At 62.6% G+C, this 15,658-nt stretch carries 9 protein-coding genes; 4 read left to right on the forward strand and 5 right to left on the reverse strand.

The window, feature by feature from the left end; genetic code table 11:
• Positions 1-126 precede the first annotated feature (126 nt).
• A complete protein-coding gene (locus BM382_RS21905) occupies positions 127-891 on the reverse strand; it encodes a DeoR/GlpR family DNA-binding transcription regulator (RefSeq protein WP_011058875.1) in 765 nt (254 codons plus the stop codon).
• Between the two features lie 382 nt (positions 892-1,273).
• Between BM382_RS21905 and eutH the strand changes: the two genes are divergently transcribed.
• The 3 genes from eutH to rlmJ all read left to right on the forward strand — a co-directional run bounded on the left by eutH (position 1,274) and on the right by rlmJ (position 3,842).
• A complete protein-coding gene (eutH, locus tag BM382_RS21910) occupies positions 1,274-2,509 on the forward strand; it encodes an ethanolamine utilization protein EutH (protein ID WP_011058876.1) in 1,236 nt (411 codons plus the stop codon).
• Positions 2,510-2,545: 36 nt separating this feature from the next.
• A complete protein-coding gene (locus tag BM382_RS21915; RefSeq protein ID WP_011058877.1) occupies positions 2,546-2,902 on the forward strand; it encodes a DUF1937 family protein in 357 nt (118 codons plus the stop codon).
• Positions 2,903-3,005: 103 nt separating this feature from the next.
• Positions 3,006-3,842 (forward strand): 23S rRNA (adenine(2030)-N(6))-methyltransferase RlmJ, encoded by an 837-nt coding sequence (gene rlmJ / locus BM382_RS21920; protein ID WP_011058878.1) that lies wholly within the window; start codon positions 3,006-3,008, stop codon positions 3,840-3,842.
• A 62-nt stretch (positions 3,843-3,904) separates the two neighbouring features.
• Here the strand turns inward: rlmJ and msrA are convergent, their stop codons facing one another.
• The 4 genes from msrA to aceE form a co-directional block, all read right to left on the reverse strand.
• Entirely contained in the window at positions 3,905-4,552 is a 648-nt protein-coding gene (gene msrA, locus BM382_RS21925) for a peptide-methionine (S)-S-oxide reductase MsrA (protein WP_011058879.1), read from the reverse strand.
• Between the two features lie 74 nt (positions 4,553-4,626).
• Positions 4,627-7,320, reverse strand: coding sequence for a sensor domain-containing phosphodiesterase (locus BM382_RS21930; RefSeq protein WP_047283647.1), 2,694 nt, complete (start codon positions 7,318-7,320; stop codon positions 4,627-4,629).
• Between the two features lie 311 nt (positions 7,321-7,631).
• Positions 7,632-9,578 (reverse strand): dihydrolipoyllysine-residue acetyltransferase, encoded by a 1,947-nt coding sequence (aceF, locus tag BM382_RS21935; RefSeq protein ID WP_072443889.1) that lies wholly within the window; start codon positions 9,576-9,578, stop codon positions 7,632-7,634.
• A gap of 11 nt (positions 9,579-9,589) precedes the next feature.
• Positions 9,590-12,235 carry a pyruvate dehydrogenase (acetyl-transferring), homodimeric type gene (gene aceE, locus BM382_RS21940; protein ID WP_011058882.1) on the reverse strand — a complete coding sequence of 882 codons (2,646 nt, stop codon included), beginning with the start codon at positions 12,233-12,235 and terminating at the stop codon, positions 9,590-9,592.
• A 383-nt stretch (positions 12,236-12,618) separates the two neighbouring features.
• Between aceE and glnE the strand changes: the two genes are divergently transcribed.
• A complete protein-coding gene (gene glnE / locus BM382_RS21945; RefSeq protein ID WP_019093029.1) occupies positions 12,619-15,558 on the forward strand; it encodes a bifunctional [glutamate--ammonia ligase]-adenylyl-L-tyrosine phosphorylase/[glutamate--ammonia-ligase] adenylyltransferase in 2,940 nt (979 codons plus the stop codon).
• Positions 15,559-15,658 lie beyond the last annotated feature (100 nt).

Raw genomic sequence — 15,658 nt, forward strand, 5'->3', positions numbered from 1 at the left:
GGATCTGTGCAGGAATCAAAGCATAATGTGGGCCATGATTGTTGTTTTTATTTTCTATTCGGTCATATATCGGTCATTTGGTTGTGGTTTTCGGTGATGGCCATCACCTGTGGCAACGGCCCTGGTTCAGGGCTGTGGCACCAGATGCACCTCCACGCCCGCTTTCTCCAGGGCCGCCAGCAGCTCCGGGCCGGGCTGGCGGTCGATCACCAGGCGGTCTATGCGCTCCAGCGGGAACACCTTGAACAGGCCGCGGCGTTCCAGCTTCGAGGAATCGGCGATCACCGTCAGCTGGCGGGCCTGGGCAATCATGGCGCGGGCCACTTCGGCTTCTTCGATGGAGAAGTCCATGGCGCCGTCTTCATTCAGTGCGCCAATGGTGATCACCGCGTGCTCGGCGTTGAAACGGGTGATCTGTTCCAGGGCCAGGGTGCCGACGTTCTGTGTCGAGTCGGGGCGATATTCACCACCGATCATGAACACCCGATTGCCCGACTCGCCAATGCAGCCGGCAATCGGCAGGGAGTTGGTGATCACCGTCAGGCGGGTGTGCTGCGCCAGCTCCCGGGCGAAGAACAGGGTGGTGGTGCCGGTATCGATGAAGATGCTGTCGCCCGCGCAGAACAGGCCGGCGGCGTAGCGGCCGATGGCGCGCTTCTCCTGGGCGTGTTCGTTCATGCGGGTCTGGAAGGTGTTTTCGTGCTCGCCGGTAGGGGGCAGGGCCGCGCCACCGTGGAACTTGGTGACCAGGCCGCTTTCCGCCAGGTCGCTGAGGTCGCGGCGGATGGTTTCCTGGGACGTGGCAGTGATGCGCGCCAGCTCTTCCACAGAAATCCGCTCCCGTTGCCGCAGGAGTTCGAGAATGTGCTGTCGTCGTTCGTTGGGGCGCATGGTGTTTTCCGTTTAGTGGTACTTCGCCACACAAATGGGCATTTTTTGTTACTTACGCACACTCCTGGTTCAGGAATGTGCTGATTCGGTCAAATTCGATGGAAAAGTTAAGCATTTACTTGCACGTTTCACAATGGCCTGCAGTCATGGGGTTGGCTCCGGACTCACGGCAGGTCGGGCCAATGTTGCGAAGATGAATTGACCGAAATATGGTTGTTTTAAAGTAAAAACCACAACTAATACACATTGTGGCACGGGATGTGCCCTGTGTTTCATCACCTGGTTCATCGTTCTCCTTGGCGATGAGTGACCAGAGCTGGCCTCGACAAGAACTTCCCCGGCGGGGGAAACCTATAAATGACGCTCAGAGAGATGAACCCACATGGCTGAATTTGGAAACTACGTCATTTACCTGATCATGCTCGGCGCCGTGATCGGCGCCCTGTCATCCATCATCAAGCCCGAGAGCGGGCTGGGTAAGGAGTTCGTCAACGGTATCCACTCCATCGGCCCGGTGTTCCTGGCCCAGGCCGGGATCATGGTGGCGATTCCCTACCTGTCCCAGGGCATTTCCCACGCCCTGGGGCCGTTCTTCAACGCCCTGGGTTCGGATGTCTCCATCGCGGCGCTGTCGATCATTGCCGTGGACATGGGCGGCTACCAGCTGGCCAACGCCCTGACCGCCAACCGTGACCTGTGGATTACCGCAATGCTGGTGGGCTACACCTCCGGGGCGACCATCGTCTACCTGATCCCGGTGGGCCTGACCATGCTCGAGCGCAAGGACCACAAGTACCTGGCCCTGGGTGCCATGGCCGGGCTGATCAGCATTCCGTTCGCGGTGCTGATGTCGCTGCTGATCATCACCGCTACCCACCTGCCGGTGCGGGACATCGTTTCCACCAACTCCGAGGCGCTGTACTACCTGTCCCTGGGCTTCGTCGACATGCTCAAGCTGCTGGCGCCGCTGTTCGTGTTCTGCTTCCTGCTGGCGGCGGGGCTGCGCTACCGGCCGCAGATGATGGTCAGGGGCTTCCTGGTGTTCGGCAAGATCATGGACGCGGCGATCAAGCTGATCCTGGCCCTGAGCATCGTCGAGCACTTCACCAAGTTCTTCAGCATCAACTTCGGCGGCTGGGGCTTCGACCCGATGTTCGCCGACGAAAAGGAGCTGTTCCGGGCGATCGAGATCGCCGGCTACATCGGCATCATGCTCGCCGGTACCTTCCCCATCTGCTACCTGTTCCAGCGTTACTGCAAGAAGCCCATGGAACTGCTGGGGCGCCATCTGAACCTGTCCAGCACCGGTGCCGCGGGGTTCATCATGGTGTTTGCCAACATCATCGCCACCTTCCACCTGTTCAAGCACATGACCGCCCGCGACAAGGTGCTGTGCGTGGCCCTGGGGGTCTGCGCCCAGGCACTGATCGGCGACCACCTGGCCTTCACTGCGAACTTCCAGCCAAGCCTGATCCTGCCGATTCTGCTCGGCAAACTGTTTGGCGGCCTGCTGGCGGTGGCGATCGCCATCCGCATCTCGGTGCCGGCTGCCCAGCGCTATGAGCTGCAAGAGCAGGAACAGGCGGCCGCCTTTGCCCTGCAACCTGCGCGGGCCTGACGGCCCGCACCACCTATCCCTGAAATCGAGGTAACGATGCGCAAGATTTTCCTGGCCTGCCCCTACAGCCATTCCGAGCCGGCCGTCATCAACGAGCGTTTTCTCCAATGCAACCAGGTCGCGGCGCAGATACTGGAAGCCGGCCATGCGGTGTTCAGCCAGGTGAGCATGTCCCACCCGATCAACCTGTGCCTTGCGGGCAAGGACAATGCCGCCATCGGCAAGCTCTGGGCGCCGGTGGATGCGCTGTACATGGCGATGATGGAGGAGCTGATCGTGCTCGACCTGCCGGGCTGGAAGGACAGTGGCGGGATCAAGCGCGAGATCGAGGTGTTCGAAACGTCCGGGCGGCGGGTCAGCCTGTGGTCGCAAGTCAGCCACGAGTTCGTCTGAGCGCCTCCCCGTGCCCGTCGTCGCCTGCGCCGGGTACGGCCCCGCTCTGAACTGACGACAGCCTGCGCACAGGGTAAACTTGCCCCCCTGCGCAGGAGCAACCATGAACTATCGTCACGCCTTCCACGCCGGCAATCACGCCGACGTCTTCAAACACCTGACCCTGACCCGCCTCATCGCCCTGATGTCGCGCAAGGAGCAGCCGTTCGCCTACCTCGACAGCCACGCCGGTATCGGCCTGTATGACCTCAAGGGCGACCAGGCCACGCGCACCGGCGAGTACCTGGAAGGCATCGCCCGCCTGTGGGGCGACGAGGACCTGCCGGCGCTGACCGCCGATTACATGCAGGTGCTGCACAAGATGAACCCCGATGGCGAGTTGCGTTACTACCCGGGCTCGCCGGAACTGGCTCGGCGCCTGACCCGTTCCCAGGATCGGGTGCTGCTCAACGAGAAACACCCGGAAGACGGCCTGCTGCTCAAGGACAACATGAAGGGTGACCGGCGGGTAGCGGTGCACCTGGGCGAGGGCTGGCACGTGGCCCGGGCCCTGCTGCCGGTGGCGGAAAAACGCGCGGTGATGCTCATCGACCCGCCTTTCGAGCAACTGGACGAGATGCAGCGCTGTGCGGCCTCGCTGAAGGAAGCCATTGGCCGCATGCGCCAGACCGTGGCGGCCATCTGGTACCCGGTCAAGGACCAGCGCGCCCTGCGACGTTTCTACCAGGATTTGGCCGGTACCGGTGCGCCGAAGCTGCTGCGGGTGGAGTTGCTGGTGCATCCGCTGGATACGCCCAACAGCCTCAACGGTTCGGGCCTGGCGATCGCCAACCCGCCTTGGGGCCTGGAAGAGGAGTTGCGCGAGCTGCTGCCCTGGCTGTCGAAGAAGCTCGGCCAGACCCAGGGCGGCTGGCAGATGGACTGGTTGATCGCAGAGTAAAGGGTCGCTGGCCAGCCAGCTCCTGCGGAAGGTTGCAGGAGCCGGCTGGCCGGCCCAAGGACTCAGATCGGGCAGGTCACGCCGGTGCCGCCGATCCCGCAATAGCCTTCAGGGTTCTTCGCCAGGTACTGCTGGTGGTAAGCCTCGGCGAAGTACACGGTCGGCGCTTCTTCGATTTCCGTGGTGATGGTGCCCAGGCCGGCCTTGGTCAGCTCCGCCTGGAACACGTCCCTGCTGTGCAGCGCCTGCTCCAGCTGGGTCGGATTGGTGGCGTAGATCACCGAGCGGTACTGGGTGCCGATGTCATTGCCCTGGCGCATGCCCTGGGTCGGGTTATGCAGTTCCCAGAACATCGCCAGCAATTCCTTGTAGCTGACCTTTTCCGGCTCGTACACCACCAGCACCACTTCGGTATGCCCGGTCAGGCCCGAGCAGACTTCTTCGTAGGTCGGGTTCGGGGTGAAGCCGCCGGCGTAGCCCACGCACGTGCTGAACACGCCTTCGCGCTGCCAGAAGCGCCGTTCGGCACCCCAGAAACAGCCCAGGCCGAAGATGGCGAAATCCACATTGCCCGGAAACGGGCCCAGCAGCGGGTTGCCGTTGACGTAGTGTTCGGCAGGTAGGGCCATGGGGGTTTCACGGCCAGGCAGAGCTTGTTCTTTGGTTGGAAGCACGTTTTTGTTCACCAGAATTTCCGAGCGCAAGACCATGTTGCAGTCCTCCAGTCAGGTTGGGGAGTCAGTCAGTCGATAGACACGCAGTTTGCCCGAGTGTTACAGCGCTGTCAGGCAATTGGGCCACGAGGATAACGCTTGAGCTTGGCAATCAGCTCGGAGCCGGGAATCGGTCGGTCGAACAGGTAGCCCTGGCCCACGTCGCAGCGGTGGCGGCGCAGGAAGGCCAGTTGCTCGGCGGTCTCGATGCCTTCGGCGACCACCTTGATCTTCAGGTTGTGGGCCATGGCGATCACCGCGGAGGTGATTTCCATGTCGTCCTGGTTGTCGGGGATCTCGTGGATGAAGCTGCGATCGATCTTGATGATATCGATGGGGAATTTCTTCAGGTAACTCAGGGACGAATAGCCGGTGCCGAAGTCGTCCATGGCCAGGGTCAGGCCGAGTTTTTTCAGTTGTTCCAGCTGCTGGTGGGTGTCGTCGGTGGCTTCCAGCAGCAGGCCCTCTGTTAGCTCAAGCTCCAGCAGCGAGGAGGGCAGTTGTTCTTCCTTGAGGATGCTGGCGATGGAGGCCACCAGGTCCGGGTCGGAAAACTGCTTGGGCGACAGGTTGATGGCCACGTGCAGGTTGCCCATGCCGGCGGCGGTCAGTTGCTTGCTCATGCGGCAGGCCTGGCGGGCGATCCACTTGCCGATGGGGATGATCAGGCCGGTTTCTTCCGCCACGCTGATGAACTGGTCGGGGCGGATCATGCCCTTTTCCGGATGGTTCCAGCGCAGCAGCGCCTCCATGCCCAGCAGGCGGCCGCTGCGCAGGCACAGCTTGGGCTGGTAGAACACGTCCAGCTCGTTCTGGGTCAGGGCGCGGCGCAGGTTGTTCTCGACGAACAGTTTGTAGCTGGCCTCGGCGTTCAGCGCCTCGGTGAACACCTGCACCTGGTGCTTGCCGTTGGCCTTGGCCTTGTGCAGGGCCAGGCCGGCGTTGCGCATCAGGGTCTGCGGGTCACGGCCGTGCAGCGGCGCACTGGCCAGGCCCACGGAGCCGGTGACGCTGATCAACTGGTTGTCGACGAACATCGGCTTGTCCAGGGTCATCAGCAACTGGCTGGCGATCTGTTGCCCGGTTTCCAGGTCGGTGTTGTCCAGCAGCACGGCGAATTCGTTGCTGGCGAAGCGCGCCAGGCTGCCGCTGGGGCTCAGGCTGTTGCGCAGGCGCCGGGCCAGGCTGATCAGCAGTTTGTCGCCGGTCTGGTGGCCGAGGCTGTCGTTGATCCGCTTGAAATTGTCGATGTCCACCAGCAGCAGGCTGATCGGGGTATCGCTGTCTCGGGCAAAGCGTTCATCGAGGTTGCGGATGAAGGCGGGGCGGTTGCCCAGGTTGGTCAGGTTGTCGGTGTAGGCCAGGCGCTCGATGCGTTGCTGGGCGAGCTTGGTCTGGGTGATGTCTTCGTAGATGCCGATGTAGTGGGTCAGCTCGCGGTTGTCGCCATACACCTTGGAAATCGACAGCTGGCCCCAGTAAGGCTCCAGGTTCTTGCGCCGGCTCTTGAACTCGCCCTGCCAGCTGTTGCTCTTGGCCAGGCTGGACGGAGCGTCGAACAGCAGCTCGCTGAGGTTTTCCAGGGCTGGTAGTTCGGACAGGCGGTGGCCATGGACCTCTTCGGTGCTGTATTGGGTGATCGCCGTGAAGCTGGGGTTGACGTACTCGACCACGCCGTCGCAATTGACCAGCAGGAAGGCGTTGGCGCTCTGTTCCACGGCGCGCTGGAACAGGTGCAGGGCGCTGGTGGCGGCCCGCCGGTTGTGATTGTTGATGACCTGGGCGAACTGGTCTGCCAGTTCACCGGCGAAGGCGATCTCGTCGGACTGCCAGGCCCGGGTCATGCCGGTCTGTTCCAGGCACAGCACGCCGACGACCTGGCCGTCGATGCGGATGCTGGCGTCGAGCATGGCGTTGACGTCCCGCGGGCGCAGGCTCTCGGCCATCTCCCGGGTTCGCGGGTCGCGCATGGCGTTCTGCGCGTCGATGGCGCGGCAGCTGTGCAGGGCTTCCAGGTAGTCGGGAAAGCTGCTGGCGTCGATGGGCTCCGGCATGCGGTATTCCTGGGGGCCGCGGTGATAGGCGGCAATCGGCACCAGTTGCTGGTCTTCCAGGTTCCAGATGCTGGCGCAGTCGATCTGGTAGATGTCGCAGGCGCTGCGGGTAATCAGTTCGGCCGCTTCCTTCAACGAATTGCCGGTGCTGTAGCGCTGGCGGGTCAGGAGCAGGATCAGGTCTTGCTGCGCACGCACCCGTTCCAGGTGCTGCAATTGCTCCTGCTGGGCCCGCTGGTTGAGTTCCAGGGCGATCTGCAGGCGGGTGTTCTGGGTTTCCAGATCCAGTGCAGGCAGCGCCGAAGCATCGCTGAACAGCCCTTCGACCACCAGCAGGTAGCCGCGCAGCAGGTGCCGGTTGTGCTGTTTGTAGGCTTCGCCCAGCTCGAGGATGCTCAAGGCACCCTGGGCGGTGTGCAGGGTATAGCGGATCAGGTAATGGGAGCTGTTGCTCAGTTGTTGCTGGATGGTGTCGTGCAACTGATAGCGGGCTTCGGGCTCCATCAGGCTGGCATAGGGCGAGCCGACCAGGGCGCAGAGTTCGACGGCGGGCAGGCCGAACTGGCGTTCGCAATTGGGGTCGAGAAACAGCAGCGCCCAGCTCGCTTCATTCAGCCGTTCGAAACGCAACATGCCGAGCCGCGAGGGCACAGGCAACTGCGTCACTACCTCGGCCGCCATACGGCTGGCGGCATCGGGTTGGCTTTTCATGGGGAAACTCGCTTCGAAATTGCTGATCGCGCCGGGCTCACGCCCTCTTTACTGTTGCCTGCGGCAAGGTTGCATCATGGCGCATCGACTGACAAGTAAGATGAAGGCTAAGTGCTATAAACCTGTATCGGCAGGCGGGAGGATTTCTGCAAAGTAACTTTTTTGCTGTTTAGCGACGTGCATTGACGGGCAATTGGCGACGTTTTTCTGGCAAAAAAAGCCCCGCCAAATTGACGGGGTTGAGGTACGAGCGTGGCGCTCGGAAAGCGTGCGCTACCGGCCCGCCCATGACAGGCGGGCCGGTACGCGGGTTACAGCAGAATGGTGCGGATGTCCGCCAGCAGGTCGCTCAGGCGCTTGGTGAAGCGTGCGGCGGCCGCGCCGTTGATCACACGGTGATCGTAGGACAGGGACAGGGGCAGCATCAGTTTCGGCTGGAAGGCCTTGCCGTCCCAGACTGGCTGGATGGTGGCCTTGGAAACACCGAGGATCGCCACTTCCGGCGCGTTGACGATCGGTGTGAAACCGGTGCCGCCAATGTGCCCGAGGCTGGAGATGGTGAAGCAGGCGCCTTGCATCTCGTCCGCAGACAGCTTCTTGGTGCGGGCTTTTTCCGCCAGGGAAGCCGCCTCGGCCGCCAGTTGCAGCAGGCTCTTCTGGTCGACGTTCTTGATCACCGGTACCAGCAGGCCATCCGGAGTGTCCACGGCGAAGCCGATGTTCACGTACTTCTTGCGGATGATCGCCTTGCCGCTTGGCGCCAGGGAGCTGTTGAAGTCCGGCAGTTCCTTGAGCAGGTGGGCACAGGACTTGAGCAGCAGCGGCAGGATGGTCAGCTTGACGCCGGCCTTCTCGGCCACGGCCTTCTGTGCAACGCGGAAAGCTTCCAGCTCGGTGATGTCGGCCGAGTCGAATTGAGTCACGTGTGGCACGTTCAGCCAGCTGCGGTGCAGGTTGGCGGCGCCGGCCTGCATCAGGCGGGTCATCGGCACTTCTTCGATTTCACCGAAGCGGCTGAAGTCCACGACCGGAATCGGCGGGATGCCCGCGCCACCGGTTGCGCCGCCAGCAGCTGGCGCTTCCTTGGCCTTCTGCATCATGGCCTTGACGTAGACCTGCACGTCTTCTTTCAGGATGCGACCGTGTGGGCCGCTGGCGCCGACAGCGCTCAGCTCGACGCCGAATTCACGGGCCAGTTGACGCACAGCCGGGCCGGCGTGAACTTTCGCGCCTGGCTTGGCAGGTGCGGCGGCCGGGGCGGCAGCAGGTGCAGCGGCAGCCGGGGCAGCGGCGGCTGGAGCCGGAGCGCTTGGCGCCGCAGCCGGAGCCGGGGCAGCAGCAGGCGCTGCGCCTTTGACTTTCAGCTTGAGGATCAGATCGCCGGTGCCGACTTCGTCGTCCAGCTTGATGGAAACGCTTTCCACCACGCCAGCGGCAGGCGATGGAATTTCCATGCTCGCCTTGTCGGATTCCAGGGTAATCAGCGACTGGTCGGCTTCAACGCTGTCGCCAGCCTTGACCAGCACTTCGATGATCTTGGCCTTGCCGGCCGAACCGATGTCCGGAACGTGGATGTCCTGAACACTGTCAGCCACTGGAGCAGCCGGGGCTACTGCAGGAGCAGGCGCAGCGGCAGCGGCCGGAGCAGCAGCCTGGGCCGGAGCGGCAGCAGGAGCCGCAGCACCCGCCACTTCCAGGTCCAGAATCAGGTCACCGGTGCCGACTTCGTCGTTGAGCTTGACGCTGATGGCCTTGACCACGCCAGCGGCAGGCGACGGGATTTCCATGCTTGCCTTGTCGGATTCCAGGGTGATCAGCGATTGATCAGCCTCGACCTTGTCGCCGACCTTGACCTGGATCTCGATGATCTGGGCCTTGCCCGACGAACCGATGTCCGGCACGTGCACTTGCTGAACCGAAGCGGCAGCAGGGGCTGCGGCTGGGGCTGACGCTGCGGCAGGAGCAGCAGCCGGTTTGGCTTCAGCTTTTGCCGCAGGAGCAGCCGCCGGGGCCGCAGCAGCGGCGCCCTCGACTTCCAGTTCGAGCAGTTCGTCGCCTTCTTTCAGACGGTCGCCCAGCTTCACCTTGAGGCTCTTGATGACGCCGGCTTTCGGGGCCGGCACTTCCATGCTGGCCTTGTCCGATTCCAGGGTCAGGATGCTCTGGTCGGCTTCGATACGGTCGCCGACCTTCACAAACAGTTCGATTACTTCACCTTCACCGCTGCCGATGTCAGGTACGCGAATGAGTTCGCTCACAGAAAGTCTCCTCAGCAGTCCAGTGGGTTGCGTTTTTCCGGGTTGATACCGAACTTGGTGATGGCTTCAGCCACGACCTTAGGTTCGATGTCACCACGGTCAGCCAAGGCTTCCAGGGCTGCCAACACCACGAAATGACGGTCTACTTCGAAGAAGTGACGCAGTTTCTTGCGGCTGTCGCTGCGGCCGAAACCGTCGGTGCCCAGGACTTTGAACTCCTTGGATGGGACCCACTGGCGGATCTGTTCGGCGAACAGCTTCATGTAGTCGGTGGAGGCGATGACCGGACCCTTGCGGCCGTTCAGGCACTCTTCGACATAGCTCAGCTTCGGCTTCTGGCCAGGGTGCAGGCGGTTGCTGCGTTCCACGGCCAGGCCGTCGCGGCGCAGTTCGTTGAAGCTGGTCACGCTCCAGACATCGGCAGCGACGTTGAACTCGTCACGCAGGATCTTCGCGGCTTCGCGAACTTCGCGCAGGATGGTGCCGGAGCCCATCAGTTGCACGTGGTGCGCGGCCTCGCGGGTGTCTTCTTCCAGCAGGTACATGCCCTTGATGATGCCTTCCTCGACACCGGCCGGCATGGCTGGCTGCTGGTAGGACTCGTTCATCACGGTGATGTAGTAGAAGACGTCCTGTTGCTCTTCGGTCATCTTCTTCATGCCGTCCTGGATGATCACCGCCAGCTCGTAGCCGTAGGTCGGATCAAAGGTGCGGCAGTTCGGGATGGTCCCGGCCAGCATGTGGCTGTGACCGTCTTCGTGCTGCAGGCCTTCCCCGTTGAGGGTGGTGCGCCCGGCAGTACCGCCGATCAGGAAGCCGCGGGTACGGCTGTCGCCGGCAGCCCAGGCCAGGTCGCCGATACGCTGGAAGCCGAACATCGAATAGAAGATGTAGAACGGCAGCATTGGCTGGTTGTGGCTGGAGTACGAAGTACCGGCAGCGATGAAGGAGCTCATGGCGCCCGCTTCGTTGATGCCTTCTTCGAGGATCTGGCCCTTCTTGTCTTCGCGGTAGAACATCACCTGGTCTTTATCGACTGGCTCGTAGAGCTGGCCGACGGAGGAGTAGATGCCCAACTGGCGGAACATGCCTTCCATACCGAAGGTGCGGGCTTCGTCCGGGATGATCGGCACGATGCGCTGGCCGATTTCCTTGTCCTTGACCAGTTGCGCGAGGATCCGCACGAAGGCCATGGTGGTGGAGATTTCACGGTCGCCCGAGCCGTCGAGGATGGCCTTGAGGGTATCCAGTGGCGGAGTCGGGACGCTGAAGCTCTTGGCGCGACGCTGCGGCACGAAACCGCCCAGTGCGGCACGACGCTCGCTCAGGTAGCGGGCTTCGGCGCTGCCTTCTTCTGGTTTGAAGAACGGCAGGTTCTCGATGTCGTCGTCTTTCACCGGAATGTCGAAACGGTCGCGGAACAGCTTCAGGCTGTCGACGTCGACTTTCTTGGTGTTGTGCGCGGTGTTCTTCGCTTCGCCGGCGCCGGTGCCATAACCCTTGATGGTCTTGGCCAGGATGACGGTCGGCTGCTCTTTGTGGTTGACCGCCTCGTGGTAGGCCGCATAGACCTTGTACGGGTCATGGCCGCCACGGTTGAGTTTCCAGATCTCGTCGTCGGACAGATCGGCAACCATCGCCTTGAGTTCAGGGGTGTTGAAGAAGTGCTCGCGGACGAACGCGCCGTCCTTGGCCTTGTAGTTCTGGTACTCGCCGTCGATGACTTCGTCCATGCGGCGCTGCAGGATGCCGTCGACGTCCTTGGCCAGCAGTGGATCCCAGAAACGGCCCCAGACCACCTTGTTGACGTTCCACTGGGCGCCACGGAACACGCCTTCGAGTTCCTGGATGATCTTGCCGTTGCCGCGAACCGGGCCGTCGAGGCGCTGCAGGTTGCAGTTGATGACGAAGATCAGGTTGTCCAGCTTCTCGCGGCCGGCCAGGGAGATCGCGCCCAGGGATTCCGGCTCGTCGCACTCGCCGTCGCCCATGAAGCACCAGACTTTCTGTTTGCCGGCAGGGATGAAGCCACGGGCTTCCAGGTACTTCATGAAGCGCGCCTGGTAGATCGCCTGGATCGGGCCCAGACCCATGGAAACGGTCGGGAACTGCCAGAAGTCAGGCATCAGCCAAGGGTGCGGGTAGGACGACAGGCCATTGCCATCGACTTCCTGGCGGAAGTTGTTCATCTGGTCTTCGGTGATGCGGCCTTCCATGAACGCACGGGCGTAGACGCCTGGCGATGCGTGACCCTGGAAGTAGATCAGGTCGCCGCCGTGTTCGTCGGTCGGGGCCTGGAAGAAGTAGTTGAAGCCGATGTCATACAAGGTGGCGCTGGAGGCGAAGCTGGAGATGTGACCGCCCAGGTCAGAATCTTTCAGGTTCGTACGCATGACCATGGCCAACGCGTTCCAACGTACCAGCGAGCGAATGCGGCGTTCCATGAACAGGTCGCCAGGCATGCGTGCTTCGTGGGTGACGGGAATCGTGTTGCGGTACGGCGTGGTGATGGCGTAGGGCAGTTGCGAGCCGCTGCGGGTCGCGAGTTCGCCCATACGGGTCATCAGATAGTGAGCACGGTCTTCGCCTTCTTTGTCGAGAACCGATTCCAGGGCGTCCAGCCATTCCTGGGTTTCGACGGGATCGAGGTCTTGCATGGCTTGCTCCAGGGCGGAAAGGCTTCCAGAATCGGTTGCCTGAGTTTGCGACTGGCCTTTTGGGCAGACGATTATAAATTCTTGGATTGCCGGAGGTTGATCCAGCGGCGTGTAGTTTTACTACAAATCGTCGGCCATTTCAGCCTTTCGAATGTATATACGAGTAGTAAAACTACAGAAGAGCGGCTTGTGGCCTCCTGCTGCGTTGTGAGAATAATCGTTACTGTTGGTCGATGACTAACGGGAATAGGTAATAAATTAATGCCGGCTGCTAAAAAAAACCTATTTTCAGCTATTTCTAACTTTTGTTCGACAGTCCATCAGGCGACCTGCCCGCGACATCCGTCCCCGCCCGCATTTTCCACGCCGATCAAGGATAGCCCATGAGCCTGCCCGCGCTTGCCCCCGTCCCCGCGATTCTCTTGCCATTGGTCAGCCGCGCAGAGCAGTCGTTGCGTGGCGCCGTCGCGGCCCTGGAAGGCGATCCCGGGTTGGCCGACTGGAGCGCCGAACGCTGGGCAGAGTTCGCCCGGGTGGGCGCTGCCAGCGACTTTGTCATTGAACAGAGCCTGCGTGACCCTTTGATGTTGCTGGAGCTGGTGCGCAGCGGCGAGCTGGACCGCCCATTCGCGCCTGGGGAGTTGTGCGCGCAAATCGCCGCCGCGGTGCAGGCGGCCGAGAGCGAGGATCAATTGGGGCGCGTGCTGCGGCGCCAGCGCACCCGCCAGCAGGTGCGGATCATCTGGCGCGACCTGACCCGCCAGGCGGATCTGGTGCAGACCTGCCGCGACCTTTCCGATCTGGCCGACGCCTGCATCGACCAGGCCTATCAATGGTTGTATCTGCGTCACACCCAGCAGTTCGGCGTGCCCACCGGCGGGCGTAGCGGCGAGCCGCAGCAGATGGTGATCCTCGGCATGGGCAAGCTGGGGGCGGTGGAACTCAACCTGTCGTCGGACATCGACCTGATCTTCGCCTACCCCGAAGGCGGCGAGACCGTCGGCGTCAAGCGGCCCCTGGATAATCAGGAGTTCTTCATTCGCCTCGGGCAGCGCCTGATCAAGGCCCTGGACCCGATGACCGTCGACGGGTTCGTGTTCCGCGTCGACATGCGCCTGCGGCCCTATGGTTCTGCCGGTGCCCTGGTGTTGAGCTTCAATGCGCTGGAGCAGTACTACCAGGATCAGGGGCGCGACTGGGAACGCTACGCCATGATCAAGGCCCGGGTGGTGGCAGGGGATCAGGCCGCCGGTGCGCAGTTGCTGGACATGCTGCGGCCTTTCGTCTATCGCCGTTACCTGGACTTTTCCGCCATCGAGGCGCTGCGCACCATGAAGCAGCTGATCCAGCAGGAAGTCCGGCGCAAGGGCATGGCCGACAATATCAAGCTGGGCTCGGGGGGGATCCGCGAGGTCGAGTTCATCGCCCAGGCTTTCCAGCTGATCCATGGCGGACGCGACCTGAGCCTGCAGCAGCGTCCTCTATTAAAGGTGCTGGGCACTCTGGAAGGGCAGGGCTACCTGCCGCCTGCCGTGATCAGCGAGCTGCGCGAAGGCTATGAGTTCCTGCGCTACACCGAGCACGCGATCCAGGCCATCGCCGATCGCCAGACGCAGATGCTTCCGGACAATCCCCAGGATCAGGCGCGGATCGCCTTCATGCTGGGCTTTGCCGACTGGAACGCCTTCCACGAACAGTTGATGCACTGGCGCGGCCGGGTAGATTGGCACTTCCGTCAGGTCATCGCCGACCCGGATGAGGATGAAGGCGCCGAAAGCGAAGTGGTGGTGGGTGGCGAATGGCTGCCGTTGTGGGAGGAAGCCCAGGATGAGGAGGCCGCCTGCCGCCAGTTGCAGGAGGGCGGCTTCGTCGATGCGCCCAAGGCCCTGCGTGCCCTGGCCGGTCTGCGGGGCAGCCCGCAGCTACGTGCCATGCAGCGCCTGGGGCGCGAACGTCTGGATGCCTTTATTCCGCGGTTGCTGGCCCAGGCGGTGGAGCACGCCAATCCGGACCTGGTGCTGGAGCGAGTGCTGCCGCTGGTGGAAGCCGTGGCGCGGCGCTCGGCCTATCTGGTGCTGCTCACCGAGAACCCGGGGGCTCTACGTCGTCTGCTGACCTTGTGCGCCGCCAGCCCGTGGATCGCCGAGCAGATCACCCGCTTCCCCCTGCTGCTGGATGAACTGCTCAACGAGGGGCGCCTGTTCAAGCCGCCCCTGGCGCCGGAACTGGCTGCCGAGTTGCGCGAGCGCCTGACGCGCATTCCCGAGGATGACCTTGAGCAGCAGATGGAAGCCCTGCGCCACTTCAAGCTGGCCCACCGCCTGCGAGTGGCCGCCTCGGAGATCGCCGGCAGCCTGCCTTTAATGAAAGTCAGCGATTACCTGACCTGGCTCGCCGAAGCGATCCTGGAGCAGGTGCTGGCCCTGGCCTGGCGCCAGACGGTGTCCAAGCACGGTGCACCGCTGCGTACCGACGGCACCTTGTGCGACCCGGGCTTCATCATTGTCGGTTACGGCAAGGTCGGCGGCATCGAGCTGGGCCACGGTTCCGACCTGGACCTGGTGTTCATCCATGATGGCGACCCCCAGGCGGAAACCGACGGGCCCAAACCCATAGACGGTGCGCAGTTTTTCACCCGGCTGGGGCAGCGCATCATTCACCTGCTGACCACCCAGACCAACTCCGGCCAGCTCTATGAAGTGGATATGCGCCTGCGGCCTTCCGGCGCTTCGGGGTTGCTGGTGAGTTCCCTGGGGGCCTTTGCCCGCTATCAGGAAAACGAGGCCTGGACCTGGGAGCACCAGGCGCTGGTGCGGGCGCGGGTGCTGGTGGGCAGCCAGGATGTGGGCCAGGCCTTTGAAAAGGTCAGGGCCGCGGTGCTGGGGAAAAAACGCGACCTGCCCAAGCTGCGCCAGGAAGTCAGCGAGATGCGGGCCAAGATGCGCGACAACCTGGGCAGCCGCCTGACCGCCGCCGGAACCGCAGCCAATGCCTTCGAAGCCACGGCGCCGTTCGACCTCAAGCAGGACGCCGGAGGTATCGTCGATATCGAATTTATGGTGCAATACGCGGCCCTGGCGTGGTCCGAAGAGCACCCGTCACTGCTGCGCTATACCGATAACATCCGCATCCTGGAAGGTCTGGAGCAAGTCGGGCTGATGCCCGCGAGCGATGCCAGCCTGCTGCGCGAGGTCTACAAGGCCTATCGTTCCGCGGCTCACCGGCAGGCGTTGCAGAATGAGGCCGGAATCATTACCGGTGATCAATTTGTGACCGAACGACGGGAAGTGTTACGAATTTGGCGTGAGCTGGGGCTAAGCTAAGCGGCCTGAGAAGGCCAACCATGTATTCGGCGGGCCTTGCCGGCTCGCCCAAACTGAACCGGCGGTGAAGGCCGCGGTGCTGGATTCTCGAGGCGGGGAG

The sequence above is a fragment of the Pseudomonas sp. NFPP25 genome (genome assembly GCF_900116505.1).
Lineage (GTDB): Bacteria > Pseudomonadota > Gammaproteobacteria > Pseudomonadales > Pseudomonadaceae > Aquipseudomonas > Aquipseudomonas protegens.

Excerpts from the sequence above, each read along its gene's own strand:
- BM382_RS21905 (WP_011058875.1), bottom strand. The coding sequence starts at position 891 with ATGCGCCCCAACGAACGACGACAGCACATTCTCGAACTCCTGCGGCAA.
- eutH (WP_011058876.1), top strand. The coding sequence starts at position 1,274 with ATGGCTGAATTTGGAAACTACGTCATTTACCTGATCATGCTCGGCGCC.
- BM382_RS21915 (WP_011058877.1), top strand. The coding sequence starts at position 2,546 with ATGCGCAAGATTTTCCTGGCCTGCCCCTACAGCCATTCCGAGCCGGCC.
- rlmJ (WP_011058878.1), top strand. The coding sequence starts at position 3,006 with ATGAACTATCGTCACGCCTTCCACGCCGGCAATCACGCCGACGTCTTC.
- msrA (WP_011058879.1), bottom strand. The coding sequence starts at position 4,552 with ATGGTCTTGCGCTCGGAAATTCTGGTGAACAAAAACGTGCTTCCAACC.
- BM382_RS21930 (WP_047283647.1), bottom strand. The coding sequence starts at position 7,320 with ATGAAAAGCCAACCCGATGCCGCCAGCCGTATGGCGGCCGAGGTAGTG.
- aceE (WP_011058882.1), bottom strand. The coding sequence starts at position 12,235 with ATGCAAGACCTCGATCCCGTCGAAACCCAGGAATGGCTGGACGCCCTG.
- glnE (WP_019093029.1), top strand. The coding sequence starts at position 12,619 with ATGAGCCTGCCCGCGCTTGCCCCCGTCCCCGCGATTCTCTTGCCATTG.